Origin of the sequence: Synechococcus sp. PROS-U-1 (assembly GCF_014279755.1) — a bacterium.
GTDB lineage: Bacteria > Cyanobacteriota > Cyanobacteriia > PCC-6307 > Cyanobiaceae > Parasynechococcus.
In genome coordinates this window covers 1,108,360-1,133,396 of record NZ_CP047951.1, presented here as the reverse complement: position 1 = coordinate 1,133,396, position 25,037 = coordinate 1,108,360, and the positions used below count along the sequence as shown (strand labels likewise).

26 protein-coding genes and 1 tRNA gene are annotated in these 25,037 nt (G+C 55.8%); 10 read left to right on the top strand and 17 right to left on the bottom strand.

Annotated elements, in window-relative coordinates; translation table 11 throughout:
* Window positions 1-2: 2 nt before the first annotated feature.
* Complete coding sequence (locus SynPROSU1_RS06160; protein WP_186572000.1) at window positions 3-464, bottom strand: hypothetical protein; 462 nt, start codon at window positions 462-464, stop codon at window positions 3-5.
* A 22-nt stretch (window positions 465-486) separates the two neighbouring features.
* Between SynPROSU1_RS06160 and ruvA the strand changes: the two genes are divergently transcribed.
* From ruvA to SynPROSU1_RS06145, 3 genes are read left to right on the top strand one after another with little or no spacing between them, the layout of a single operon-like run.
* On the top strand, window positions 487-1,131 hold the full coding sequence (gene ruvA / locus SynPROSU1_RS06155; protein WP_186572280.1) for a Holliday junction branch migration protein RuvA: 645 nt from the start codon (window positions 487-489) through the stop codon (window positions 1,129-1,131).
* A 56-nt stretch (window positions 1,132-1,187) separates the two neighbouring features.
* Complete coding sequence (rpsO, locus tag SynPROSU1_RS06150; RefSeq protein WP_186571999.1) at window positions 1,188-1,457, top strand: 30S ribosomal protein S15; 270 nt, start codon at window positions 1,188-1,190, stop codon at window positions 1,455-1,457.
* A 12-nt stretch (window positions 1,458-1,469) separates the two neighbouring features.
* Entirely contained in the window at window positions 1,470-1,883 is a 414-nt protein-coding gene (locus SynPROSU1_RS06145; RefSeq protein ID WP_186571998.1) for a PAM68 family protein, read from the top strand.
* A 30-nt stretch (window positions 1,884-1,913) separates the two neighbouring features.
* Here the strand turns inward: SynPROSU1_RS06145 and SynPROSU1_RS06140 are convergent, their stop codons facing one another.
* From SynPROSU1_RS06140 to trpD, 9 genes are all read right to left on the bottom strand, one after another.
* Complete coding sequence (locus SynPROSU1_RS06140; RefSeq protein ID WP_186571997.1) at window positions 1,914-5,432, bottom strand: DNA polymerase III subunit alpha; 3,519 nt, start codon at window positions 5,430-5,432, stop codon at window positions 1,914-1,916.
* A gap of 71 nt (window positions 5,433-5,503) precedes the next feature.
* Entirely contained in the window at window positions 5,504-7,729 is a 2,226-nt protein-coding gene (locus SynPROSU1_RS06135; protein WP_186571996.1) for a hypothetical protein, read from the bottom strand.
* 91 nt (window positions 7,730-7,820) lie between these two features.
* Window positions 7,821-9,296 (bottom strand): Asp-tRNA(Asn)/Glu-tRNA(Gln) amidotransferase subunit GatA, encoded by a 1,476-nt coding sequence (gene gatA, locus SynPROSU1_RS06130; RefSeq protein ID WP_186571995.1) that lies wholly within the window; start codon window positions 9,294-9,296, stop codon window positions 7,821-7,823.
* A gap of 28 nt (window positions 9,297-9,324) precedes the next feature.
* Window positions 9,325-9,570 carry a DUF1816 domain-containing protein gene (locus SynPROSU1_RS06125; protein ID WP_186571994.1) on the bottom strand — a complete coding sequence of 82 codons (246 nt, stop codon included), beginning with the start codon at window positions 9,568-9,570 and terminating at the stop codon, window positions 9,325-9,327.
* Window positions 9,571-9,629: 59 nt separating this feature from the next.
* A complete protein-coding gene (gene rlmB, locus SynPROSU1_RS06120) occupies window positions 9,630-11,159 on the bottom strand; it encodes a 23S rRNA (guanosine(2251)-2'-O)-methyltransferase RlmB (protein ID WP_186571993.1) in 1,530 nt (509 codons plus the stop codon).
* Window positions 11,160-11,175: 16 nt separating this feature from the next.
* Window positions 11,176-11,586, bottom strand: a complete 411-nt coding sequence (locus tag SynPROSU1_RS06115) for a Mini-ribonuclease 3 (protein ID WP_186571992.1) — start codon at window positions 11,584-11,586, stop codon at window positions 11,176-11,178.
* Window positions 11,583-11,972, bottom strand: a complete 390-nt coding sequence (locus SynPROSU1_RS06110) for an STAS domain-containing protein (RefSeq protein WP_186572279.1) — start codon at window positions 11,970-11,972, stop codon at window positions 11,583-11,585. Before SynPROSU1_RS06110 ends, SynPROSU1_RS06115 begins: the two co-directional genes overlap by 4 nt.
* 39 nt (window positions 11,973-12,011) lie before the next feature.
* A complete protein-coding gene (carA, locus tag SynPROSU1_RS06105) occupies window positions 12,012-13,175 on the bottom strand; it encodes a glutamine-hydrolyzing carbamoyl-phosphate synthase small subunit (RefSeq protein WP_186571991.1) in 1,164 nt (387 codons plus the stop codon).
* A gap of 7 nt (window positions 13,176-13,182) precedes the next feature.
* Window positions 13,183-14,229: an anthranilate phosphoribosyltransferase gene (trpD, locus tag SynPROSU1_RS06100; protein ID WP_186571990.1), complete on the bottom strand. Its 1,047-nt coding sequence runs from the start codon at window positions 14,227-14,229 to the stop codon at window positions 13,183-13,185.
* 150 nt (window positions 14,230-14,379) lie between these two features.
* Between trpD and SynPROSU1_RS06095 the strand changes: the two genes are divergently transcribed.
* From SynPROSU1_RS06095 to msrA, 3 genes are all read left to right on the top strand, one after another.
* Entirely contained in the window at window positions 14,380-16,146 is a 1,767-nt protein-coding gene (locus SynPROSU1_RS06095; RefSeq protein WP_186572278.1) for an ABC transporter ATP-binding protein, read from the top strand.
* A 68-nt stretch (window positions 16,147-16,214) separates the two neighbouring features.
* Window positions 16,215-16,478 (top strand): hypothetical protein, encoded by a 264-nt coding sequence (locus SynPROSU1_RS06090; RefSeq protein ID WP_186571989.1) that lies wholly within the window; start codon window positions 16,215-16,217, stop codon window positions 16,476-16,478.
* 521 nt (window positions 16,479-16,999) lie between these two features.
* On the top strand, window positions 17,000-17,716 hold the full coding sequence (gene msrA / locus SynPROSU1_RS06085) for a peptide-methionine (S)-S-oxide reductase MsrA (RefSeq protein WP_186571988.1): 717 nt from the start codon (window positions 17,000-17,002) through the stop codon (window positions 17,714-17,716).
* A gap of 7 nt (window positions 17,717-17,723) precedes the next feature.
* Here the strand turns inward: msrA and SynPROSU1_RS13945 are convergent, their stop codons facing one another.
* Window positions 17,724-17,846: a hypothetical protein gene (locus SynPROSU1_RS13945; protein ID WP_255444840.1), complete on the bottom strand. Its 123-nt coding sequence runs from the start codon at window positions 17,844-17,846 to the stop codon at window positions 17,724-17,726.
* Between the two features lie 1,246 nt (window positions 17,847-19,092).
* Complete coding sequence (locus tag SynPROSU1_RS13940; RefSeq protein WP_255444839.1) at window positions 19,093-19,227, bottom strand: hypothetical protein; 135 nt, start codon at window positions 19,225-19,227, stop codon at window positions 19,093-19,095.
* Between the two features lie 109 nt (window positions 19,228-19,336).
* Here SynPROSU1_RS13940 and SynPROSU1_RS06080 point away from each other — a divergent pair, with 109 nt between their 5' ends.
* On the top strand, window positions 19,337-19,792 hold the full coding sequence (locus tag SynPROSU1_RS06080; RefSeq protein WP_186571987.1) for a hypothetical protein: 456 nt from the start codon (window positions 19,337-19,339) through the stop codon (window positions 19,790-19,792).
* Between the two features lie 167 nt (window positions 19,793-19,959).
* On the opposite strand, the gene SynPROSU1_RS06075 is transcribed toward SynPROSU1_RS06080, so the two are convergent.
* From SynPROSU1_RS06075 to SynPROSU1_RS06060, 4 genes are all read right to left on the bottom strand, one after another.
* Entirely contained in the window at window positions 19,960-20,160 is a 201-nt protein-coding gene (locus SynPROSU1_RS06075) for a hypothetical protein (RefSeq protein ID WP_186571986.1), read from the bottom strand.
* A 40-nt stretch (window positions 20,161-20,200) separates the two neighbouring features.
* Entirely contained in the window at window positions 20,201-20,464 is a 264-nt protein-coding gene (locus tag SynPROSU1_RS06070) for a DUF1651 domain-containing protein (RefSeq protein WP_370586267.1), read from the bottom strand.
* A 1,070-nt stretch (window positions 20,465-21,534) separates the two neighbouring features.
* A complete protein-coding gene (locus SynPROSU1_RS06065; protein ID WP_186571984.1) occupies window positions 21,535-22,680 on the bottom strand; it encodes an acyltransferase in 1,146 nt (381 codons plus the stop codon).
* Between the two features lie 142 nt (window positions 22,681-22,822).
* Window positions 22,823-23,113 (bottom strand): hypothetical protein, encoded by a 291-nt coding sequence (locus SynPROSU1_RS06060; RefSeq protein ID WP_186571983.1) that lies wholly within the window; start codon window positions 23,111-23,113, stop codon window positions 22,823-22,825.
* Window positions 23,114-23,513: 400 nt separating this feature from the next.
* On the opposite strand from SynPROSU1_RS06060, the gene SynPROSU1_RS06055 reads away from it, so the two are divergent.
* The 3 genes from SynPROSU1_RS06055 (at window position 23,514) to SynPROSU1_RS06045 (ending at window position 24,169) form a co-directional block, all read left to right on the top strand.
* Window positions 23,514-23,678, top strand: coding sequence for a hypothetical protein (locus SynPROSU1_RS06055; protein ID WP_186571982.1), 165 nt, complete (start codon window positions 23,514-23,516; stop codon window positions 23,676-23,678).
* A gap of 67 nt (window positions 23,679-23,745) precedes the next feature.
* Window positions 23,746-24,081 carry a hypothetical protein gene (locus SynPROSU1_RS06050; RefSeq protein WP_186572277.1) on the top strand — a complete coding sequence of 112 codons (336 nt, stop codon included), beginning with the start codon at window positions 23,746-23,748 and terminating at the stop codon, window positions 24,079-24,081.
* Between the two features lie 14 nt (window positions 24,082-24,095).
* Window positions 24,096-24,169: transfer RNA gene (locus SynPROSU1_RS06045), tRNA-Pro, on the top strand.
* 77 nt (window positions 24,170-24,246) lie between these two features.
* Here SynPROSU1_RS06045 and SynPROSU1_RS06040 read toward each other — a convergent pair.
* Window positions 24,247-24,882, bottom strand: coding sequence for a Crp/Fnr family transcriptional regulator (locus tag SynPROSU1_RS06040; protein WP_186571981.1), 636 nt, complete (start codon window positions 24,880-24,882; stop codon window positions 24,247-24,249).
* Window positions 24,883-25,037 lie beyond the last annotated feature (155 nt).

The following is a 25,037-nucleotide window of genomic DNA, read 5'->3' as shown; positions in this document are numbered from 1 at the left end:
GCTCAGGCTTTCTCCAGCCCCAAGGGATAGGTGAGCCAGGCCTGACGGTCCTCCGATCCGCCCTTGGGCCGGGCCAGGCGCCAGCTCTGACCGCGGGAGCCCCGTTGCAGAAACAGCTCAAACGGGCTGTCCACCTGGACACGGTCACCGGGCAGCTGCCAATCGAATCGACCTGAAATCCTCAGACCCTGCTCGTCCCCCAGGGCGAAGCTGTCCTGATCCTCGACCCGCACACGGCTGACGCTGGGGGCGATGGGCATCGGAGTGAGGTCGAGGGAGCTGGCAATGGCCGACTGGGTGAGCTGAATCTGCAGGGCCAGCGCTTCATTCAGGAGAGCGCGGGGCGGCTGAGATCCATTGCAGGCCGTCAGCGAAACCACGATCGACAGAACGCACAACGCCTGCAGGAAGCGTCGGACAACACGCTTGAAACCAGAGACAGGCAATGACAGCTGCGGCAACATGACGCGGTTGAAACCTCTCCCCATGATCGGCTGGCTGCAAGGACGACCGATGGAGTGCTGGACTCAAGGGAACCGTAGCGGCGTTCTGCTGCTTTGCAGTGGCGTCGGTTATGAGGTGCACCTGACGGAGCGGCATCAGCAGAACCTCTCTGCTGACAGCGATCTGAACCTGTGGATCCATCAGGTGCAGAGGGAGGACGGCAGCAGCCTGTATGGCTTTCCCCTCCGTCAGGAGCGGGATCTCTTCCGGCTGCTGATCAGCGTCAGCGGTGTTGGTCCCCAGGCCGGTCTGGCCCTGATGCAGGAATGCAAGCCCCAGGAACTGGTGGAAGCGATCAGCAGCGGAGATCTGCGTCGCTTGTGCAAGGCGCAGGGCATCGGCAAACGGACAGCCGAGCGCCTTGCCGTGGAACTCAGGGCCTCCATTGCGGCATTCGCGGGCGTTGATCCAGCTCCATCACTGGCTGAAGGGATCAGCTCTGAGCAGATGCCAGAAAGCGGGGCCGAGGTTGAAGCGACCCTGGCCATGCTGGGGTATGAGGACCTCGAAATTCGTCGCGCCATCCGTGCCATCGCCGAGGGTTCAGACGGCCCACCGCCTTCCGGAGATGACCAGGACGCCTGGCTGCGGATCTGCCTCCAATGGCTCAGTCGCGAATCGGCATAAGCCGTCCCATGCAGAGGTAAGGTGGTTCTTTGCACTGACAGGGCCGCCCCCCGCGCATGTCGCTTGATACCACCGAAAAGCAGCAGCTGATCAACACCCACCAGACCCACGGCACCGACACCGGTTCGGCAGAGGTCCAGGTCGCCATGCTGAGTGAGCGGATCAACCGTCTCAGCAGCCATCTGCAGAACAACATCCACGACTACTCCTCGCGTCAGGGGCTGCTCAAGATGATTGGCCGCCGCAAGCGTCTGCTGACCTACATGCGCAGCAAGAGCGAGCAACGCTACGCCGACACGATCGCCAAACTGGGCATCCGCGGCTGATCGAAGTGCCCCATGGCTGAGCAACGCAATGCCCTTCCCTTCGAGCCCAAGGGGGCTGGGAAGGGGAGCAAGCCTGCCTCTGGGACACCCAGACAGGAAGCCATTCCGCGCTATGTGGCGGATCGGATGGCTCGACGTGTCGTTGTCTTCACAGGACTCCCGTCCCTCGCAGGGATGGGAGTTTTTGTCGGCAGCTACGTTGTGGTCACCCGTGGCATCGCAGATATCCCGCCAGGTCTCACACTCACGGGCTCCGGCTTGTTTTTCATTCTCGGGCTGGTGGGCCTCAGCGTTGGTGTGTTGACAGCAAGCTGGGATCCCGAGCCTGGGTCCCTTCTGGGGTTCGAAAATTTCAGGCCGAACGTTCAACGGATGCGTGAGTCGATCCGGGCCCAGAAACAGCAGCAGAAACAATCAAAGACTTGATCAGGGCTCCACGAAAAAGCTGATCAAGGATCAAGAAAGAACCAGACGATCGCTGCTGCGGGCTTCAAAGGCTTGGTTTCGTAGTGACGAGATCGCTGCATCAACATCTTTCACGCAGAACTGAGAGCCAAGTCGCACGTAGCGCACGGTCTCACCGTTGCGCACCTCGGCGACCACAGGCACTTTGACGCCCAACTCATCGCGCTCTGGCCGATGCTGGTTCAGGCATTCCCGCAGTTTGTGCTGAATGGCGATGTCGCTCGCCTGATCAGACGGAAGCTGAACCAGCAGCAAATTGAGCTCATCAATGGCACGACAGTCGTCAATGATCAGCTGCACGCGCTCATCACGCCGATCCACACCTGCCCACACGAGCAAGCGTGCTTCAGCCATCAGGTGATCGGCAAGGCGGGCATAGCTCTTGGGGAAGACCACGGCTTCGCAACTTCCAGTGAGATCCTCGAGCTGAAGAATCGCCATTCGGTCCCCCTTGCGGGTGGTGACTTGGCGCATCTCAGCCACCATCGCAATGGCGCTCACCTTCGCTTTGTCAGGCTGCTCCTCCAGGGATCCCAGACCAATCGGAGCCAGCAGCTTCGAAGAGGGGGTGAGCTGTTTGAGCGGATGATCCGACAGGTAGAACCCCACCAGGTCTTTCTCAAGACGCAGCTTTTCCGTCGGGGGGTAATCCGGCACCGGTGCTGCTTTAGGAGCATGGCTGAGATCCGCCGGCCCATCGTCTTCTGAGGCTGGGGCCATCAGATCGAAGAGATTGCCCTGGCCGCTATCACGATCCTTGGCCCGTGAGGAGGCCCAGTCAAGGAGCAGATCCAGATCGGCCATCAGTTGGGCACGATTGGCCTGCGGATCCATGGCATCCAGGGCTCCGCAGTGAATCAACGATTCCAGACCGCGGCGGTTGAGCACCGAGGACGGGATCCGATCACACAGATCGGCCAAGGAGCGGAAAGGCCCATCGCTGTCGCGAGCGGCGATTAACTGACGAATCGCACCATCACCAAGGTTGCGAACGGCGGAGAGTCCGAACAGGATCCGATCGCCGTTGGGGGTGAAATCAGTGAGCGAGGCATTGACATCCGGGGGCATCACTTCAATCCCCATGGCATTGCAATTGGAGATGTAGCGCTGCACCTTGTCGGCGGCTCCGGCATTCACCGTGAGCAGGGCCGCCATGTAGGCCACTGGATAGTGCGCCTTCAGATAGGCCGTCTGATAGGTGACGGCGCCATAGGCCGTGGAATGGCTCTTGTTGAAGCAATATTCAGCGAAGAGAACCATCTGATCGAACAGTTCGTCGGCGACCTTTTCATCAACGCCACGCTCTCCGGCTCCTTGGACAAAGATGCCGCGATGCTTCTGCATCTCTGACACTTTTTTCTTGCCCATCGCCCGCCTCAGCAGATCGGCCTGACCCAGGGAATAGCCAGCCAGATCCTGAGCGATACGCATGATCTGCTCCTGATACACCATGATCCCGTAGGTCTCCGACAGGATCGGCTCCAAGATCGCGTGGGCGAAATCAATCGCCTCCCGCCCGTGCTTGCGGTTGATGAATTTGGGAATCAATCCAGCATCGAGGGGGCCCGGTCTGTAGAGAGCGAGGATTGAGGAAATGTCTTCCAGAGAAGACGGCTTGAGATCGCGCACGATCTGCCGCATGCCACTGGATTCCAGCTGGAAGATCCCCTCAAGGTCACCCCGCGCGAGAAGAGCAAAGGTCTCTTCATCCTCCGGCGGGAGCTTGTCGGGATCGACGCGGGTTCCACTGATGACCTCCACCAGCTCGAGCGTCTTTTCGATCATCGTGAGGTTCTTCAACCCCAGGAAATCCATCTTCAACAGACCCATGGATTCCACGTCTTCCATGAAGTACTGCGTGATCACCTGACCATCGTTGTTGCGCTGCAAAGGCACAAGCTGATCCAGAGGGTCAGCGGCAATGACCACCCCGGCTGCATGCACACCAAAGGTTTTATTGGTGCCCTCAATCCGCATCGCCATGTCCACCCAACGCTTAACCGTTGGATCCGACTCGTACTTCTCGCGGAACTCGGGATTGGGTGATTCCTCACCGATCATCGCCTTGAGCTTGGCGGGCTTGCCGCGAACCACCGGGATCAGTTTCGCCAGACGGTCGGCATCGCCATAGGGAATATCAAGCACCCGGGCCACATCCTTCAGAACCGCCTTGGAGGTCATCCGGTTGAAGGTGATGATCTGGGCCACCTTGTCTTCGCCGTAGCGCTCGGTGACGTAGTCGATCACCTCACCACGGCGTTCAATGCAGAAGTCGGTGTCGATATCAGGCATCGACTTGCGTTCCGGGTTGAGGAAACGCTCGAACAGGAGGCAGTTGGTGATCGGGTCGATGTTGGTGATCCCAAGGCAGTAGGCGACAAGGGAGCCTGCGGCAGAGCCCCGGCCAGGGCCGACGGGAATGTTCTTGTCCCGTGCAAAGCGGATGTAGTCCCAGACCACCAGGAAGTAGGTGGGGAATCCCATCTGCTCCATGATTTTGAGCTCATGGGCCATGCGCTCGGCGTAGTCGTCGGGCAAGGGGGCATCCGGGCTGAGCTCGAGCCGATCCCGCAGCCCTTGCTCCGTCACCTCCCTCAGGTAGCTAACAGGGGAATGGCCCTCGGGAATGGGGAAGCGGGGCATCTGGTAATGCCCGAGGATGTCGTAAGGCTCCACCTTCTCAGCCACCTTGACGGTGTTGGCGATCGCCTCCTGAACCACCTCAGGCTCCAGATGGTCACCGAAGAGACACCCCATCTCCTCTTCGGTCTTGATGTATTCGGTTCCCGTGTAGCGCAGTCGCTTCTCATCGGTGATCAACTTGCCCGTGAGCACACAGAGCAGCGCGTCGTGGGCTTCAACATCCTGTTTGCTCAAATAATGGGCATCGTTGGTCGCAACGATCTGGATGCCGAGTTCCTCGGCAATTTTGACAATTTCGACGTTGACGATCCGGTCTTCCGGAGATCCGTGGTCCTGGATCTCAAGGTAATAGTCATCACCGAAAACCTCCTGATACCAGGCCGCCACCTTGCGGGCCACATCAGGACGACCACGCAAAATCGCTTGGGCAATCTCGCCACCAAGGCAGGCCGTGGCGATGATCAACCCCTCGCTGTGTTGCTTCAGCAGTTCCTTATCGATGCAGGCACGGGAAAAAATGCCCCGGCCCCGCATCCCCCTCAGGTGGCTGATGCTGGTGAGCTTCACCAGGTTGCGGTAGCCCGTGGCATTTTTGGCCAGCACCACCAAGTGGTATCTCTTCTCTTTCTTGGGTTGCGGGTCATCGATGGAGCCGTTGATCACATACATCTCATTCCCGATGATCGGCTTGAGATCCGTGCCCTGACAAAGCTTCAGCAACTCGATGGCGCCATACATCACGCCGTGATCGGTCAGGGCGATCGCCGGCATTCCCAGTTGTTTCGCCCTCTCCACCATGGCCGGCAACTGCGACGCCCCGTCCAGAAGGCTGTAGTCGCTGTGGTTGTGGAGAGGAACGAATGCCATGGAACCAGATTAGGACCCAACGCAAGATCTGGTGGTGCCGCTCCCCTGGCACACCAGCTGTGGTGACAGGCCTAGAACGACGCCAGATCTGAGACGGTCAGATCAAATCCGTTGCGGAAGTTGATGAACAGACCACCCTCATCACCCCAGCCAGGCTTTGAACCATTGGCGTTGTAAAAAAGCCGGCTGCCAAGCTCGGGATCAGCCCCTTGCTGCGCGCCCCGGTCGAAAAAGACAAAATCAGCTTCGGACTGCATGAAGCGACGCCTCTGACGGCGGTTAGTCGCATGTTCGAAGGTGATCTTGCGACCAAATTGGCGGCGCCTAAATAGGATCATATCGTCTCCCTCAAAGTCGACAATAACCGACTTAGAAATCTTACTTTTTTCCGAGAAGCTTCGATCAGAATGATTCATGAGATGCAGATCGGAACCTTCACCACCACGAACAACAGCTTTTGATTTGGGATGCAGAATAATGTCGTCAGCTTTTGATCCACGAAATCCAATCCGACCAGATTGACGCCGTAGATCTCGAAACCGCCTTACCCGCTCAACAGCGCGATAACCTGCTGAATCGACTGGAGCAGCATCGCTCAGGAGTTTCGATGTAGAAGCACCGTCATAGGGCTGAATCTGATTGCTCACAACACCAAACGACTCAGATAGATAGTTAAAACCACCCGTCCTAACTGCCTTGCGAAAAACATCATAATTCTGAGCATACGCTTTCAAATTTGAAGTTTGATATGGAGCAGGTGCTGAACTCGAATTTCTCGAAACATAAACATCAACAGTCCCGGCTTGCCCTTCCTTGACACCAAAAGCTTTGTTATCAACAGTCTCAACAGAAAGACGATACAAAGCGATATCAATTGTGCCGCTGTTGTACGTCCAAAGCGGATCGACACCATTCCATGCATCAAGGGCAAATACTTGAGGAGATGGGGTTAATTGATTGCCCATGGTGGTGTTTGTCACAACAGAACCGTCATCCCCCTTCCCATCTGAGTTGCCAAACAATGCAGCCACGTCGGATGTCACAGTGAACGGCTGAGTCGAACCAGCACCAGGCATCGAAATGCCCTTTTCAGGGGACGCCGTTGAGTTCGAAAAAAGTGTGAGGTAGAAGGGATGATCAATCGCCTGCTCTGATTGAATATGTTGAACCATATAAGCCGCCGAAGTATTATCCACATAAGCTCCATCTGCCAATCGTGTCGTCAGATCAGATGAAAGTAAATTGAACTGAGTGTTCAGAGACGAGCCCGTCGGCACTTCATTCGGCATCAACATCACACCATCCTGAAATGTTGCAGGTGGTGCGAGATCACTCAACTCATACGACAGCTGATTCACAAGTGGCGAAAGCACACGTGCCGGTGTAGCGCCAAAAATCCCGGCATATGAAGCAGGTGCAGCCAACAGGCCAACAGCAGACGATGATGCCGTAGCTACATCCAAAACCGATAATTGACTGGCATCAAGGGTGGAAGAAAGATCAATCTGCTTAGGGCTGGGAGCACCAAACCAGGCATTTGTTGAATATTTCAGTGCATTGGTACCAGTAGGGGGAAGAGCAGACGACTGATAAGAAGCAGACGACGACATGTCGCCTGCTTCACTCACCAAGGACAACGGAACTGTCTGAGCAGTGGAATCAACTGCTTCAGATACAGCCTTGACGAAGATTTTATTAGCAGACATGCCGATGCTATCGAGCACAACGGGCTCAGCCTGGAGCGATGTGGAAACAACAAAGTCTTTCCCAGACGACCAAGACAGACGATCAGCATCAAACTGCGTCGAAGACATCAAAGATGTCATCGAGAAGGGCTTAAAGGTAATCTGCTGATTAAATGCACGCCAATCAAATCCCGAATCGCCAAGCATTGATAACCAAGATTGAATCAACTTCGCAGTGCTTGGCGAATCAGAGTTTGAAACAAGATCACTGATAACCTCAGGCTCAGACCCACTACCGGCCTTAGCAGATATATTCTGGTAGATATCAGAAATTTGCCCATTATACCCCCTTGTATTGTACAAATCAGCCAATTGATTGGCTTCAAACTGCTTCAAGAATGGCTGCGAGTAAGAAAGCTGGGACAAAAACCATGAACCTCCCGAGTTCGCCGAAAAGCCACTCACAGCATGTGTCAACAGGCCCACATCTCTTATTCTTCCAGCATTTTCGAGAGCATCGAGAGATCCAGAAATCATTCCCGCCAGGAAAGAATGAGTATTAAATCCACCGCCGCTGAACGAAAAATAACGCTGCACAACCAAATAAAACATCTACCCAATAATACTGAACAAAATCTCACCAAAAACGAGAGCAATTTAAATTATCTACAGATCCACGCCTCCACGACGCTTTTCATCAGATCTAAGGGACCAACGCAGCTTTCGGACGGTTCGCCATCACACTGGCTGCCTGCTCGTACTGGTGCGCGACCTGGAGCAGACGCGGTTCGTCCAAAACATTGCCGATCAGCTGCATTCCGATCGGAAGACCCGCCGCACTAAAACCGCAGGGAACACTGATGGCCGGCAGCCCGGCGAGATTGACGGGAATCGTCAGCAGGTCGGCGAGGTACATCGCCAGAGGATCATCGGCATGGGCACCAGCCTTGAAGGCTGTTGACGGTGCTGTTGGGGTGAGCAGCACGTCCACACTCTGGAAAGCAGCATCAAAATCACGCCGGATCAGGGTGCGAACCTGCTGCGCTTTTTTGTAGTAGGCATCAACGTATCCGGCGGAGAGGGCATAGGTGCCAATCAGGATCCGCCGCTGCACCTCAGCGCCGAACCCCTCAGCACGGCTTCGTGCCGTCATCGCGGCAAGGCTCTCAGTGTCGTCAGCGCGAAAGCCGTACTTCACTCCGTCGTACCGCGCCAAATTGGCCGAGGCCTCAGACGGCGCGATCACGTAATACGTGGCAATTCCATCATTGAAGCGCGGGCAGCTCACCTCCACCAGTTCGGCCCCGAGAGCCTCCAGCTGAGCTGCAGAGGCCTGCACCGATGCCTTGACCTCAGCATCGAGTCCCTCGGCATCGAAGCACTCCTTGATCACACCAACCTTGAGTCCCTTGATCGGCTGATTCAGGCCAGCACTGAAGTCAGGCACCGCCACATCCAGACAGGTGGAATCACGAGGATCGGGTCCTGCAATCACCTGCAGCAGTTCTGCGACATCAGCAACACTTCCTGCAAAGGGACCCACCTGATCCAGGGAGCTGGCAAAAGCCACCAAGCCCCAGCGACTGACCCGGCCGTAGGTGGGTTTCAGGCCCACAACGCCACAGAACGATGCCGGTTGCCTAATGGAGCCACCGGTATCGGACCCCAGCGAAGCAAGACAACTTCCGGCAACAACGGCTGCAGCGCTTCCACCGGAGCTCCCGCCGGGCACATGGGCTGTGTTCCAGGGATTCTGCGTTGCACCAAACGCAGACGTTTCCGTTGAGCCACCCATGGCGAATTCATCCAAATTGGTCTTACCGACCAGCACACCACCGGCTTGCCAGAGCCGTTCCGTCACGGTGGATTCGTAGGGAGGCACGAACTGCTCCAGCATTCGGCTCGAGCAGGTGGTGCGGACCCCTTTGGTGCAAAGGTTGTCTTTGATCGCCAAGGGAAGACCGGCAAGCGGCCCAAGGCTTTCACCGGCGGCGCGAGCTTCATCAATTCTGGAGGCTTCAGCACGGGCCTTCTCGGCCGTGACCTCAACGAAAGCATTGAGCGACGGCTCAGAGCTTTCAAGCCGCTTGAGGTGTTGATCAACGAGCTCGCGGGAGGAAACCTCACCGCTCTGCAGCTGCTGACGCCACGCGCTGATCGTCATGTCCCTGCGATCCATTGCAGGGAGGACGCTATCAGCCGCAGGATCAACCCTCAGTCGTGATGGTGAGGGGCTCAGAGCGTCGGGTCCGCAACAAGGAGTGGCTGATCGACTGGGGTTGTTCAGACTTGACGTCGTCAAGGAAGGAGCCGAGCTCGTTTTCCAGTCCTTTTCGGGTGATGAAGGGCCCGAACCAATAGGTCACATCGGGGCCTGAGGTCTGGATCCGAGCCCACCAGGCGACCCCAAGGCCATTGGCAAGACTGCGCAGCGGCCGAATCAGGGGACTCATGGGGGGGTAGAAGGACCTCGAGGCATTGTGCCCCGAGAACCGGCAAAACCGAGCTGATTTCAGGGAGATAGCTGGATATTCTGATCGAACTGCACCGCGGCATCCTGTTGAGATGGATTGAGATCGAGGTCAATCCGCTGCTCAGGAGCCTGCTCCACAGGCGCTTCAGACGTCTCAACAGACGTTGCGGCACCAGCGAGTTGGGGCCGCCGAATCGGCGGTGATGGTGCCTGGCCGTGAATGTCCTTCATCCAGTTGCGTCTCGCCACTTCATAAACACAAAGAGCCGTAGCAACAGATGCATTGAGGCTTGGGGTGATGCCCCGCAGCGGAATGCGGACCAACTGATCACAGTGACGCCGGGTCAAAAGCGACAAGCCCTGGTCCTCTGACCCGGTGACCAGCACCAATGGGCCGCTGAGATCAACATCCGTGAGGGTCACGTCCCCTTCTGCCGCAAGGCCCACCACCCTGTATCCCGCATCCTTGAGCTTTTCCAACGACCGGTTGAGGTTGACCACACGCGCGACCGGAAGGTGTTCAAGGGCGCCGGCTGCCACTTTGGCGGCCGAACCGGTTAATCCAGCACTCCGACGCTGGGGAATCACCACACCATGGGCTCCCATCGCCTCGGCGGAACGTACGACAGCACCGAGATTGTGGGGGTCCGTGACACTATCCAAAGCCACCAATAAGGGGGGTTCCCCAAGATCCGAACAGCCATCGATGAGGGTTTCGAGATCGAGGGTTTCAGCCGCTGCCGTCTGAAGGGCGATGCCCTGGTGAACGGAACCACCTGTGATCTGTCCAAGCCGAGCCCAGGTCACCTCTTCCACCAAGACCCCAGACGCCTTGGCATCGCGCAAGAGCTGGAGAAATTTAGCCGCACTGCGCATCTCCGGGGTGCACCAAATGCGATGAATGGGTCGTCCTGCCTCCAGCGCGGCTTGGGTGGCATGGCGCCCCCAAATCAGATCATCTGCCGGAGGTGTGGCCGCTGCGGCCTCCGGTGCTGCATTCACTCGCGGGGAACGGCCATTGTCGTAGCGGGTTCGGGGGCGCTGGGACGGCTGTCGCCGTTCATCCCCGGAGCGTCGGCGGTCGCCATAACGATCATTCCGATCCTGAAAACGCCCGGGCCCTGAACGGTCGTTCTGGGACTCCGAACGCGACGCATTTTGATCCCGGTCAAAGGAACGGGGCCGATCTCCGTATCGCTCTCTGGGGCGATCACCGGATCGATTGCCGTACCGCTCTCCAGATCGCTCTCCAGATCGTTCTCCGAATCGATTGCCAGGTCGATCGCCACTCCGCGAACGATCCCAGCCCTCATCCCGCGGCGCTCGTCGATCGCGAAAACTGCTGCCGTCACGACCACTTTTCGAATAAGGCGAACGACCACCATCGGAACGGCGATTGCTTGGCATGGGCCGACTGTTGCTGCCGGAGCGACCCATCGCTGGTCGACCAGCGGATGGACGTCCACTGGGAGGCCTGCCCCCTGTCGGTCGCCCACTTCCACTCCCTCCTGGCCCCGAACGCCCATCGCGGGATGGGCCGCTGGAGCGGCGTTCAAAGCGAGGGCTCATGGTGTGCGAGGCAACGTTATGGGTTGGATCCGGCTTGCTCCAGGTGATCGAAGAGCTCCGCAAGCCGGGCTGGATTGTTCAGAAACAGCCAGCCCACCATTGTCTCAAACCCTGTGGCCCGTCCATAGACAGCCGCCTCTGCACGCCGCGGACCTCGGCCTGCACTGTTGCGTCCCCGTCGGACCAGATCGAGTTCCCGGGAGTCCAGGAGTTGACGATCCTCCAGCCAGGTCAGCAAACGGGATTGGGCATCGGCGCGAACATCGGCCACAACAGCACGATGCAAATGGTCGGAACGGCCGGGTCTGGCTCCATGGCGGAGCCGTTGATGGAGCTCCCAAACAGCATCACCAATCCAAGCCAGCTGCAACGGGCCCAACTGATCGTTCTGGCCACTGGGAGACAAATTGCGAATCCAGTCGCTCAAGCGGCCAACTGGTTCAGAGCTGTTGACAGATCCTCCACCAGATGGAGAAACTCCTCGAGCCGCACCAACTTGATCGTCTGCGTTACGCGGGTGTTCCCCACAAGCAGAAACGACCGTTTGGCATCCGTGCATTGTTTGGCCAACTGCACCAAGGCCCCGAGGCCGGATGAGTCGAGAAAATCGATCTTGCTTAGATCGAAGACAGCTGGAAGCTTGTTGGCTTTCAAAACATCGGCCGAATACTCCATGAACTGCTTCTCGGAGTACGCATCAAGTTGGCCGGTGAAGTGAAACACCAAACAACCATTCTTCTGTTCAAATCCGCCCCGTAGAGAGACGGTCAGTCGCTGCAGTTCGCTGATGGGATCAAGCCCCCCCGGCATCATCGGCACGAAGTGTAGTGATGCTGAGCCTGGGCTACCACCTCATGGACGTCGATCGGCCATGAGCGTCACAAAGCGGGCGAAATGATGGTCTGCGTCATGTGGTCCAGGACTGGCTTCCGGGTGATATTGAACGCCAATAATGGGCTTGTGACGGTGGGCAATCGCCGCAACGGTGCGGTCGTTCAGATTGAAGTGGGTGACATCAATGGTGCCTGCATCCAGAGATTCGGCAGAGAGCGCAAACCCATGGTTCTGACTGGTGATCTCAACCTGCCCTGTGGTGCCACAGGGATGATTCAACCCACGATGGCCATAGGACAGCTTGAACGTCTTGCCGCCGAGGGCCAGGCCAAGGATCTGATGCCCCAAACAGATCCCGAACAGCGGTAGATCCGCTTCTTCCAGAAGGGTCTTGGCCAAGGCAATTCCATGGCTCACCGCCGCTGGATCGCCAGGACCGTTGGACAGAAAGACGCCGTCCGGACCATGGGAACGAACCGTGGCCAGATCCGTGTCAGCAGGGAGAACAGTGACATCACAGCCATGGGCCACCAGACGATCGAGGATGGCCCGTTTGATCCCGAAATCAATAGCGACGACGCGGAAGGGGGAGTCGCTGCGGCGCTGTAAACGCTGATCGAAGCCGACGCTGCAGGCCTGGTTCCACTCATACGGCTCACGGGTGGTGACGCGATCCGCCAGGTTCAGACCTTGCATCGAAGGCGCTTGCTTCAAGAGCTCAAGCAGCTGAGCAGGGGTCTGGCCATCACTGCTGATCACGCCGTTCATGGCACCGACCTCACGCAGATGTCGCACCAGGGCACGGGTGTCCAAACCGCTGATGCCCACCAGTTGATGGCTCTGCATCCAGGTCTCGAGCGGCTGTTCACAGCGCCAGCTGCTGGGAAACGGTGCGACCTGGCGAGCGATCACGCCCCGGGCATGGGGACGATCCGCCTCTTGATCGTCGGCATTCACCCCGGTGTTGCCAAGTTCGGGATACGTGAAGCTGACCAGCTGGCCGGCGTAGGAGGGATCCGTCAGCACCTCCTGATACCCGGTCATACCGGTGTTGAACACCACCTCACCGATGGTGGTGCCGCGATGCCCGAATCCGACACCGGTCAGAACCGTGCCATCGGCAAGGACGAGATGGGCCTTGTCTGATGGGGAATCGGGCATCGGAGGGCCACCGAAGGTCATCAGTCACTCATTCTCCATCTCCGTCGGACAGGGCATCCCGCAAAGCGACAAGCTTCTCCCAGGCCTTGCCCTCTCTCAGCACCATCAAAGCCTGAGCAGCAGCAGCCTTCAGATCGGTTTGGAGATCAGCGGCCCAGAGAACCAATGCTGTGTTGAAGGCCACCACCTCGGTCTGAGCCAGCGATCCCTGCCCCTGCAGAACGTCCCGCAGGATCTGCTGATTGAGCGCACAATCACCACCACGCAGCTGATCGAGGTTGGCCGTCGTCAGACCCAGATCTTCGGGGGAGACGTCCTGACTGGTGATGCCCCCGGATTCGATCAGACGCAAAGCATTCGGTCCAGCGAGGGAGGCCTCATCGAGACCGCCGGCGCCGTGAACCACCACGGCACGATCCAATCCCAGTTGCTGAAGAGCACCTGCCATGGAATCGAGAAGCTCGGGACGGGCCACGCCGAGCACCTGTGCTTGGGGCTGCAGAGGATTCACCAGAGGTCCCAGCAAATTGAAGACGGTGCGCACACCCAGACTGCGGCGCAACGGAGCCAGATTCACAAGGGCGGGATGCCATGCCGGAGCGAACAGAAAGGTGACCCCGGTTCCAGGCAGAGCCTCCACCACTTTGTTTAAGGGTGCCTTGAGGTTGAGACCGAGCCCTTCAAGAACATCGGCCGAGCCCACCTTGCCGCTGGCGCTGCGGTTGCCGTGCTTCGCGACATTGACGCCACAGGCGGCGGCGGTGAAGGCGACCGCTGTAGAGATGTTGAACGTGTCGGCACCGTCACCACCGGTGCCACAGGTGTCGACCATCGCCAAATCAGGCCGGGCGCAGGGGAGTGGGCAGGCATCTCTCAAAACGGCCGCCATGGCCGCAAGCTCGTCGGCGACCATTCCCTTGGATCTCAGACCAGCGAGAAACGCTCCTGTCTGAACGGGCTCGAGCTCCTCGGCAAGCCAGGCACGCATCAGTTCGGTGGCCTGATCGGAGCTGAGGTTGTTGCCCTGCAGCAGATGCTCCAAGCAACCGGACCAAGAACGCGTGTCTGAGGACATGGGAAGGAAGCTGGCAGTAAAAAACCCGGGTGCAAGGCACTCCGGGCCAGGTGATGGGGACATCTCCACTATCCCTTAGATGAGCGGCGGGCGACCAGCGGCAGAAGTCGGATGCCTAGGTTGGCGGCCCAACGGGACCCACGAGCTCGCATGGCTGCCCTACGTCTCGACCTCATCGGCCGCTACTTGCGACCCCATCGACGCACCGTCCTGCTGGGAGCCATCGCACTGGTGGTGGTCAACATGCTTCGGGTCACCATCCCGATGGAAGTGCGCAGCGTCGTGGATGAGCTGCAGGAGGGATTCAGCTACGGGGCCATCTTGCGCCAGGCGGGATGGGTTGTGCTCCTCGCCACCACCATGGGTGTGATTCGCCTGGTCTCGCGTCAGCTCATCTTCGGGGTGGGTCGGCAAGTGGAAGTGGAGCTGCGTCAGCGTTTGTTCGAGCACATGTTGCGCCAGGAGCCCGATTGGATTCAGAGCAAGGGCAGCGGTGAAGTAATCAGTCGTGCCACCAGCGATGTGGAGAACATTCGGCGCCTGCTTGGATTTGCAATTCTCAGCCTGACCAACACGCTGCTGGCCTATGCACTCACCCTGCCCGCCATGTTGGCGATCGACCCCTGGCTGACGTTGGCCGCCGTGGGGCTCTACCCGGTGATGCTGAGCACGGTGCGGCTGTTCGGCGGCCGCATGATGCGTCAGAAGCGGGTGCAGCAGGAAGAACTCTCCGCACTGAGCAATCTGATTCAGGAAGATCTGTCCGGGATCGGGGCCATCAAGATCTACGGCCAAGAGGCCTCGGAACAGGATGCCTTCGCGACTCGTAATCGGCGCTACAGGGACAGTGCCATTCGTTTGGCAAGGACACAAAGCACTCTCTTCCCTCTGCTCCAGGGAATCTCATCGATGTCTGTGCTGTTGTTGCTTGCCATCGGTAGCGGTCAGCTCGAATCCGGTGGGCTGACCATTGGTGGCTTTGTTGCCCTGATTCTCTATGTGGAGCAACTTGTTTTTCCGACGGCCCTACTGGGATTCACCCTCAACACCTTTCAGACCGGACAGGTCAGCCTTGAGAGGGTTGAGGAATTGCTCCAGCGCGAGCCAGAAATCAAAGATCCACCAGATCCATGGCCAGCTCAACCACGTCGGACGAACCAACGCAGGGGACGCTTTGAAGCCCGTGACCTGACCGTCCGCTACCAGGGTGCTGCGCAGAACACTCTGAACGGGCTCAGTTTCTGCATCGAGCCGGGAGAATTGGTGGCCGTTGTTGGTCCGGTGGGGTGCGGCAAGACCACCCTGGCGCGGGCCTTCGGGCGCATGGTTCCTCTCGAGACCGGGCAACTGTTCCTGGATGGGGTGGATGTGACCCGGATGCCTCTTCAGGAGTTACGCGGTGATGTGGCGATTGTTCCCCAAGAGGGCTTTCTTTTCACCAGCACCCTGGCGGACAACCTTCGCTATGGCGATCCTGAAGCCACGGATCAACGGGTTGAGCAGGCTGCAGGCCAGGCCCGTCTCGCTGATGACATCAAAGGATTTCCAGATGGCTTCGACACGATCGTTGGGGAACGCGGCATCACGCTGAGTGGTGGTCAGCGTCAACGCACAGCACTCGGACGGGCTTTGCTGATGTCGACCCCGGTGTTGGTTCTCGATGACGCCTTGGCGAGTGTCGACAACAACACGGCAGCAGCCATTTTGGATTCGATCCGGGCACAGGACGATCGGACCATCGTGATGATCAGCCATCAACTTTCGGCCGCAGCAGCCTGTGATCGGATCCTCGTCATGGAGAGCGGCCGCATCGTTCAGCAGGGGCACCACAGCGCGTTGATTCAGCAGCCCGGGGTGTACAAACGACTCTGGGAACGTCAGCAGGCGGCGCAACAACTGGATGCCATGGCTTCTTGAAGAATCTCCGGGCTGTTTCTGACAATCGCCGCGTCCATGGCTTAGCTGTGTTGGCGACTCCTTCTGTCATGACCAGCGGATCCCCTTTCGCGGTGCGCTGCACGCTCACCTTCGGAGATATCTACGGACAGGTGCTGGCCTGGATGGCAGTCATTTTTGTGAGCCTGGCCTCTGGCCTCGCCCTGATGGGATCCTCACGCCCGGTGTTTGCACTTGTGGGCGTGGGCCTCATTCTGGTTCTAAGCCTGCCTTTCCTTCTCTTTGCATTTGTCACAACGCTGTTGAACCACATTCAACTAGAGCCACAAATATCCACGCCATCAGACATTTAAACAGCGACACACTTTAGGGCAGAAATTAAAATCATTCAGACATCAAATCAGCAACATTAAAACGAGAGGCAATCAAAAAATCAAGGCAAACTAAATTTCATTGCAAGCAGAGGCACAAAAGTGTAAAAGCTGAATTAATACCGATTCGGCGAGGTCATCAGACCCGTCACATGGGTGAAAAGCGTATTGGAAGACAAGCTCTAAATTCCTCTTTAATCGTCTCACCGCTCACGCCCTCAACGAATCTTCGGCAGTCGCTGAATACGTCTTGGCAACATCGATTGATTTCTTGTAAACTAAAGCAAGCCAAATAACACGTTCGATTTGTAAAACGATTCAATCCCAACTTGAATATTCATTCAGGGCCTACTCATTTCTATCCAGCCAAGGCTTTCTCGCCAGGCTGTCTTCCGGCGGCAATTCAATCCCACTGTGGCATCGATCCAGGCCGAAACCCCGATGGGATGACGCATCACGCGATTGAATCAACTGCCTAAGATCTAACGACTGACCAAATAAACATGTTGCCCTCCTGGCTGTCTCCCCGCAGCGGCGCCGAATCAGCTGCACCGGCAACCCATGCTGTGTTGGGGACACCGCTGAATGCCCCGCTCATGGCAGATCAGGAGGAAGCGATCTTTGCCTGTGGATGCTTTTGGGGCGCTGAAAAAGGGTTTTGGCGGCTGCCAGGGGTGGTTAGCACTGCCGTTGGCTATGCGGGAGGACAGACGGAGCAACCGACCTACAACCAAGTGTGCTCCGGCAGAACGGGACACACGGAAGTCGTGCGCGTGGTTTGGAGTCGTCCGGCGGTGGATTTCAGCGACTTGCTGAAGTTGTTCTGGGAATGCCACGACCCCACCCAGGGCAATCGACAGGGCAATGACACCGGTACGCAATACCGATCAGCGATCTACACCTTCAACCAGCAGCATCTCCAACAAGCCCTCTCCAGCCGGGACGTTTATCAAGCTGCCCTTTCCGAAAGGGGCTACGGCACCATCACCACCGAAATCCTGGCTGATCAAACCTTCTATTTCGCCGAGGACTATCACCAGCAATATCTGGCCAAACCCGGAAGCCGCCCCTACTGCTCGGCCATGCCAACCCAGACGCTGCTCGGCAGCTTCGAGGGATCCAACTACAAGCTCCCGAAGCAGGTCTGGGCCAAGTACGACTGGTCCATCAGTCACTGCGTCCTCCGCTCAGACAACAGCCCAATCCAGCTCGCAAGCTGAATCAGGGCTACTGATCGGCTACGGCAGGGTCGGCACCGAAGACGCCGACCAACAGACATCCCTCAACCGGCAGGAACAGCTCCTCCGGCACCAGGGGTGTGACCCTCCTGATCAAAACCGACAGCGCCACCTCAGCCGACCGAAACGCTTGCCGGTGAGATCGAGGGGCCCATCAGTGCTCATCTACTGCGGCGACCAACGGCAGCCTCTCCGATGCAGGAGATTTGCACATCCCTCATTCAGGGGATTCTCAGCAGCAGGATTTATCCATCATCTGGGTAAGCAATAAAAAAACCGCCATGACTGACGGGGTGATGTGTGTGAGATTTTAGTCGGGAGATTGATAGCGACAATCACGAGGCCCCCTGCTTTTCTACTACTGATATATCAGTAAGGGCGCACAGGGAATCGAGCACACCTTCCATCCCAACAGCCGCTCTTGACTTCGCCCTTACCAGTGAAGTCCTCAACAATGGAACATGTGAATTGGGTGGTAGCAGGTCTTATACCTGCGCTCGCTGCGGCTTCCACATTCATCGCTTGATAAAGCATTATCCCCAGGAGTGAGATGGTGACAGCAGAAAATCCAGCGATGCAAATAGTAACTTGGTTTTTCATAGGCTGAGATTCCTTTAAGCAGGGTCACCATCAACAAAGACACCATCGCTGTTCCAGCCAGGAATCACCTCCCCCAACAGAGGGATTTATTCAGGCAGCCTTCTCCCCCAACTGGGTAGGCAAAAAAACCACGCCATTGCTGACGGGCTTCGTGTTTTGCCGGGAGCATAGATAGCGACATCATCAACGCTGCCGGCGCTTGCGGAGATCTTCCTCTATCAACTCAGAGTTGAGTCTTGACAGACTCTTATCAAATCCAACTATTGCTTTATACAATCCAACTATTGCTTCATACAACCTTCTCAAAAAATTTTTTCTAAAGGCTTAGCCACAGGAGCCCCTCTTTTCCATAGCCATTCTCCAGAAATAATAATAAGACTGACAATACTGGGGTAGAAATAAATCCATAATACAATTGGTACTGGACCTAATAGCCAGGCCATTGGAGACTTAAGTGGATCTGGGATGGGCCATTCGAATGCTTTATCTCCCAGAGGGAGTAATATTTGCATAGCAGGGAATACAGCAGCAAGCTAAATCTCTGAAGCCAGGAAGACAATTAATCCTCGAAGGCAGGGATTACTGTATTTCTCAACAGACCCAATCTTCACATACATAATAAAAACAGAATGTTAGAGATTCTCAGATGTGATTAATTATGCCTCATGCATTGGTTAACAACTCACGCCCAGATGCCAAGCCAACAGCCAGTCCTGTTCTGCTTCGGCCAGGAACGAATAGAGCCGGTCCAGCAGCAGTTATTCCACCACTGGCTCCCCTAGGTCTTGCACCCCACCAGACAGCCAACACTTGAAGAGGTCAGGGTCATTGGCACGTAGTGCTGCAACCAGCTCCCCCATCAGGAACAGAGCAATGCGTGTGTCTTGAGGCATAGGTCAAACGTGACTGTCTTGAGTGTTCCCCGCTCTGCTCAAGCAATAAAAAACCCCGCCATTGCTCCAGGAGGGCGTCTGTCAGTGTTAAAATGAGTTTTTAAACAAAATGTCTAAAAGGCTTAACAAAAAACTGCGAAAAAACAACAAAGTTGTAGAAAAAGATCTATTCGCCAGCAATGCAGACATTGAGTTTGAGAATTCTGCTTTTGAAAAGACAACCTATTTCGATTCTTTCGACGTTATAACTGGGGTAATTACGGAAGGTTCTTACGAATACGACAAGAAGGGCCGTGTAGATAGCTATAGCTTACGTATAACCCTTGGCGATTCATCGATCTTTCATGGATTTGAGATGAAAAATAGCAAAAGCTTTAAAAAACATGCGTCACATTTGAGCTATATATTAAATTATGATACCACCTATAGTTCACTTCTAAGCGATGCAGTTGCCAGTGGGGACTGCCAGACTCTTACTCATTACTTAGATCAACTCAACGGTATCGGTAAAGGTGTTACTTCAACAGCTTCAAGCATCAATGGAGGAATAATGTGCTTTGCCTAATCGTTCCCAGCTTTGAATCTCGGGCGTCTGTCGAATGAAGGCATAGATTTATAGTCACTATTCCATTCTCGCAAGACAAAAACCCCGCCATTGCTGACGGGGTAGATCTGTCGGGAGGTGAGGTGAATCTCAACCAAAAAGGAAAGGGAAGAGGTCTCTCAATCCCATCAGCGCATCAGGAGCCAAACGACCAAACCACCCAAGCCAAATCCTTTGAAGAACTGCGCCCACGTCAGGCCGTAGGTGTCGAGAGAGAGCGTTCTCATCATCAGATTCAGAACCTCTTTGTGCTTCCGAATCAAAGGCGAGCTGTTCGCGGTGTTCAGCTGCGGAACCTGCTTCAGCTTGATCTCTCCGAGCTTTGCCACCTTTGGTGATCCACTGTTGACGTGGACTTTAGGGGCCTGATCAGACCTCAACTGCTTCGCCCCAGGCGGGCACCTTCAGCCGTTTCCAACCTTGGCTCTGCAGTGAATTCCACAATTGATCTGCAGCTTCTTTGCGTAGGTAACGACGTTCCTTGAGCAGTGGTGGGCCATCAGGCATCTGTCGCCCCCTGTCAACGAAGACCTTTGGATCACGGATCCATGCCTTTTCGTCCCGATGGAACCGCCAGATCCAATGGTTGTCGGAGTCAATCAGCCAGCCCTCACCCATCTGCAATACGCTCAAGTACACCTGTACTAGCAAGGCAGATGTAAACGCTGCAACGCTGTTTTCGGAAGAAAACCTGTGGGAGCGGGGCACCCTCTGCAGCAGCGATCCATGCTGATGTTGTGGGTCTGGCAGCGAAAGCGGCCGCCACCGGGGATCGAGGCCTAACGGACTCTCCCCAACCCTGAGGGGGGATTGAGGACCACCAGGACTCTCCCCCACAGCATTCACAACCAGATCAACCGCGCAACTTGAGCGCAGTTCGATCCTCAGCACCGACCAGCAAACTCCAGAGTGAGCCCTGGCGCCTGGTCCGATCGTCGTCAGCAGACAAGGAGAACCGCCGGCTGAGATTTTGACTTGAACTGCGCAATGGAATCGATCCAGACAGCCAGTGATTGGACGCAGCTAAGGATCGTTTCAGGAAACTGAGGAGTGCTGAAAAGGTTGCAGAGCTTGAGGCGCTGGCTGCTGCCAACTCAGAATGATTCAAACAACAACGTCACTAGGGATAGAGCCAGCGCAACGATCAAAAGCGTTGCTCTCCTTGGTTTCTTATGCGTTCCCATCAGATCAACCAGCCAGTGAGCCAGAAAACAAGGTGAGCAGCAGTAGAGAGGCCCAGACAGCAATCAGCAGGATCTTTCTATTGATCTTCTGTTGACTCGTGTCCACTGGCATTGGAGGTCGTTGCGGAGATGTCTTGAAAGATCGGTTCTACCATCCATTGCTACCGGAAAAGGTTCAGGAAGACCTGTTCACCGGCACACTGATCCAACACCCTGCGTTGTCAGGCGCAATGGATGGGGTTCCTTGGGCGCGTGGCGTACGTTCCGACGATGGATGCGCAAACAACTGGCAGCACCACCTCAGTCAATCGGCTGAGGTACACCAACAAGGAATGGCACCTTCGATAACCATCGGCAGGATGCCGAATCAGGGAGCATTCGACGAAGACAAGACACACCCTGCTATCAGCAGCGGGGCAAATTCAATGAAAGATTTTCTATGGGGAAAGAGGTGGAATCATGAAAATCCGTGTGGCGAAGTAAAGGCACGCAATGAAGTGTCTAACTATCAATTGCGAATCAAATCAGTCGGGCAATCAATGGAACTCGCCGAAGCTGTCCAGCAACACCAAATGACACAACAGTCGTTAATACCGTAGCAGAGATTACAATTATCCAGGGATTAAGACCAGTGAAACCAATAGGCATGAGCACTAATACGAGAACCAATGTATGAAGAATATAAGCTCCATAGCTGTTCACTCCGGCCGTTGCAAGCCATGGCCCAAGCCGTTCTTCATTGCGTTGAAACCAAAGAAGCAGATAGGAGAGAATTCCCCATGCGATGAAGGGATAAAGGAAACACATGAGCGGAGCAACTATGGCCGAGTCATTGACCAGACTGGGGTTAAAGGCCGAAGACAGAAAAAAGGCAAGCGAAGCTAAAATCAGGAACATCGACAGGCGGAACCACTTCACAACCAGGTGCGCATCAAGCCGCTCAAACCATCGGTGAAACGACGCCTTGCATCCCAGCACAAACAAGAATAAATAAGTAAAAATATGCATGCCTTGAGCGCCTATACCATCAAAAACGGATCGTCCCAGAGTGGCCCAAATATCGGTTTGGCTCATCATCAAGGCTTCAAGAATTCCAAGAGAAATGGCACTGACCAACCAAGATCGAAGCCTTGGTGAAGGAACAGATGTATCGACAGCGAATCGATCTCCGCGCAGTGCGACCCAAGCGCAATAGAGCAAATCGAAAGCGAACAGAACGACCAGAAACCAAAGCACGCCTACGCGATTAAAAGGAATCTCATTCCAAGGCAATCCAGCAAGGGGGCTTGATGGAGTCAGCATTCCTAACAGTTTCGAGGCATTATTAAGCAAGAGGAGACCAGTCAAGAAAGGAATACCAAGTCGCAGGAGACGGCCTTTCAGATACCGCAACACTCCCTTCTTATGCACAGAGCGAGGAACAAAATAGCCAGAAATCAAAAACATCATATACATGATGAATGAATTCAATGCATAGGAATACCATCGAAAGAACCCAATAGTAAACGAGCTAATAGATTCCTCTACAGGAATGCGAACTCCAGACCAACCGATACCTCCAAAAGCTATTGGAACATGGATGGCTATGACAAAGGCAACAATAATCGCCTTAATTTGATCCAAATAAAGCGCACGTTTCGCCGTACTCATTTGCTGGTAAGCCATAAAACAATAGTCTCAATAGATTGGAATCACTGCCCTTCGGCAAGGGTGAAAACATACTGAGTATTTACTGAGTAATTTTGTCGGGAGATGGATAGCGACAATCAACGCCCCCTGCTTTTCCCCGAAGGGTCTTGTATTGCTTTCAGCCCCGTGTCTTAGGCATCAGGCTTCCCGACTCGGCATCAATAACGAACGCAGCCACCACGACCGTAATAACCACGAGCACATGCTCCGTTGGGACCGGCAACAACATTTCGGCCACCGTAATAGCCAGGAGCATAGTTGTAATACCCGCGAAGACCGTGATAACGAGCACGATGAATAACAACCCCGCCACCCCCATAGTTGTTCCAATAAATCCCACCAGCTTCTGCTTTTGGGGGAGAGGTGATTGCGATCCCAAGAGCAACAACGGCACCGGCAACGCCAGCAAGGAATGGCATTGTGAAATTGTTCATAATCGTTCTAATCAAGTTGTTTTAAAGCTGTTCCCCGTACCCACACCATCGCCGTTCAAGCAGGAAATCACCTCCCCCAACCGAGGGATCCATTGAGCGAAAGGGATCCCCCATAAGGGTTGAAAGCTGACCTCGCAATGGCCACCCAGATGCTGTTCGACGACCTCTGTGGCTGCAACAGCCAAACCTTGAAAGAGATCTTGAACAAGTACAACTGCCCCATCAGTCGCTGCATGCTCCGATCCGGCAACAGGCCAATCGCGCTGCACTCAAAAGACGCCATTTCCGCCGTTCCGCACAGCCGCAGACAGGCTGCGACAAACCCTGCGACAAACCAGTCGTATAAGCCAGCATGTTCACAACCCAAGCAATGGCATGCCCGAGCCCTGGTCTGATCGGCAGGTGATCCTGGCCATCGCCCTCACACTGATTTTGGTTCTCGGCCTCATCCTTGGCAGTGTCTCCCTGAACCGAGAGCAGCAAGCACCCTTTCTCTGGCGAGAGCAACCTCAACCCAAGGCGACACCATTGGCAATCTGACCACCTCTCCAGAAGCAGGTTGCCTCCTAGTGCGATCGTGGTCACTGAGGGACTCCTCCGTTCTGCAGTGAGTGCGCGGCCTGATCCATCTGAGGAGCGACAGCTGCATCCTCTGCCCAAGGGGTTAGTTGAGCTCTACGGCTTGATTGCGGTTCTTGTTGTGCTGATCCCTGAGTGGTTGGCGGATGGAACCCTGAATCTTGGCCAAGCCAAAGGCCCTGCGGCCCTCCCCATGCGCTCGAGGGCCTGGCGCGCCCTTCCGGAACTTCGTTTGGCCGCGATGACCTTCGCCGAGCTCCGCCAGGCCGCCTCAGAACTGCGGCTTTATCACTACGGATCCACAACACGAGATCAGCTCACCACCCGGTTGCTTAGACGACTTAGACGCCGGGATGCACTGTGATAACTTAATTCTGACGGGGCGTGGCGCAGCTTGGTAGCGCACCACTTTGGGGTAGTGGGGGTCGTGGGTTCAAATCCCGCCGCTCCGATTCAACCGTCTTGTTTCCCCTCCTGAATTCCATGATTTCAGGGTTTGAGCCGGCACCACTGCCGGCTCTTTTTTTGTTCAGTGACGGCCCGTGCGGGTCATCACGAGATGCCTGGATGCATCGATCTGAAGCCAACCCTCATCCCGCAACTGACCCAACACCCTGGTGACGGTCACTCGCGTTGTGCTCAGGGCGCTGGCAATCTCCTGATGGGTGAGGCGGAGATTCAGCCGTAGACCATCTTCACAGGGTTCACCGAAGTCTCTCGCGAGCAGCTCCACAAAGCCCCGGACCCGATCTTCAACGCGCCGCAAGCCCAGCAGCGCCAACATCGATTCCGCCTGGCGGTAGCGAGCTGTCATGGCCCTCGCCAAGGCAAGAGCCAACTGCGGTGACTCCTCCAGTTCTCGCAGATTGCAACACAGCAGATCGCAATCCGTTAGCGCGACAGCCTCATAGGCCTCCACATTGGTGAAAGCAGCACTGAAGGGCTCGTTGGGTCCCACGAGACCGAGCACCAACTCGTCTCCATGCACCGACACTGCCCCCAGCTTGACCATGCCACGAACCACAAACCAAATGCTGTTCTTCAGCAGTGGAACAAAACTTCCCGACGTGACATGAACGACATTGTGTTTTTGATAGCTGCCTTCAAGAAACGCCTTGAAACCCAGGGCTGTTGAACACAGATCAGAGGACGGAGTAGCAAGCATTTGGAATTGCATGAATCCGCAAAAACTGTATTGAGGACAACATCGATTCCCAACAAAGAAGGGGGAGAGGTTCGGTTAAGAAGGCTCTAACATTGAACCGAAATGCGAATCTTCATAAAAAAAGAGCCCCGAAGGGCCCTTTAAAGTTTGGTTTT

Bases quoted from the DNA above. Each gene is read 5' to 3' on its own strand.
- SynPROSU1_RS06160 (WP_186572000.1), bottom strand. From the start codon at position 464: ATGTTGCCGCAGCTGTCATTGCCTGTCTCTGGTTTCAAGCGTGTTGTC.
- ruvA (WP_186572280.1), top strand. From the start codon at position 487: ATGATCGGCTGGCTGCAAGGACGACCGATGGAGTGCTGGACTCAAGGG.
- rpsO (WP_186571999.1), top strand. From the start codon at position 1,188: ATGTCGCTTGATACCACCGAAAAGCAGCAGCTGATCAACACCCACCAG.
- SynPROSU1_RS06145 (WP_186571998.1), top strand. From the start codon at position 1,470: ATGGCTGAGCAACGCAATGCCCTTCCCTTCGAGCCCAAGGGGGCTGGG.
- SynPROSU1_RS06140 (WP_186571997.1), bottom strand. From the start codon at position 5,432: ATGGCATTCGTTCCTCTCCACAACCACAGCGACTACAGCCTTCTGGAC.
- SynPROSU1_RS06135 (WP_186571996.1), bottom strand. From the start codon at position 7,729: ATGTTTTATTTGGTTGTGCAGCGTTATTTTTCGTTCAGCGGCGGTGGA.
- gatA (WP_186571995.1), bottom strand. From the start codon at position 9,296: ATGGATCGCAGGGACATGACGATCAGCGCGTGGCGTCAGCAGCTGCAG.
- SynPROSU1_RS06125 (WP_186571994.1), bottom strand. From the start codon at position 9,570: ATGAGTCCCCTGATTCGGCCGCTGCGCAGTCTTGCCAATGGCCTTGGG.
- rlmB (WP_186571993.1), bottom strand. From the start codon at position 11,159: ATGAGCCCTCGCTTTGAACGCCGCTCCAGCGGCCCATCCCGCGATGGG.
- SynPROSU1_RS06110 (WP_186572279.1), bottom strand. From the start codon at position 11,972: ATGATGCCGGGGGGGCTTGATCCCATCAGCGAACTGCAGCGACTGACC.
- carA (WP_186571991.1), bottom strand. From the start codon at position 13,175: ATGACCTTCGGTGGCCCTCCGATGCCCGATTCCCCATCAGACAAGGCC.
- trpD (WP_186571990.1), bottom strand. From the start codon at position 14,229: ATGTCCTCAGACACGCGTTCTTGGTCCGGTTGCTTGGAGCATCTGCTG.
- SynPROSU1_RS06095 (WP_186572278.1), top strand. From the start codon at position 14,380: ATGGCTGCCCTACGTCTCGACCTCATCGGCCGCTACTTGCGACCCCAT.
- SynPROSU1_RS06090 (WP_186571989.1), top strand. From the start codon at position 16,215: ATGACCAGCGGATCCCCTTTCGCGGTGCGCTGCACGCTCACCTTCGGA.
- msrA (WP_186571988.1), top strand. From the start codon at position 17,000: ATGTTGCCCTCCTGGCTGTCTCCCCGCAGCGGCGCCGAATCAGCTGCA.
- SynPROSU1_RS13940 (WP_255444839.1), bottom strand. From the start codon at position 19,227: ATGCCTCAAGACACACGCATTGCTCTGTTCCTGATGGGGGAGCTGGTT.
- SynPROSU1_RS06080 (WP_186571987.1), top strand. From the start codon at position 19,337: ATGTCTAAAAGGCTTAACAAAAAACTGCGAAAAAACAACAAAGTTGTA.
- SynPROSU1_RS06065 (WP_186571984.1), bottom strand. From the start codon at position 22,680: ATGGCTTACCAGCAAATGAGTACGGCGAAACGTGCGCTTTATTTGGAT.
- SynPROSU1_RS06055 (WP_186571982.1), top strand. From the start codon at position 23,514: ATGCCCGAGCCCTGGTCTGATCGGCAGGTGATCCTGGCCATCGCCCTC.
- SynPROSU1_RS06040 (WP_186571981.1), bottom strand. From the start codon at position 24,882: ATGCTTGCTACTCCGTCCTCTGATCTGTGTTCAACAGCCCTGGGTTTC.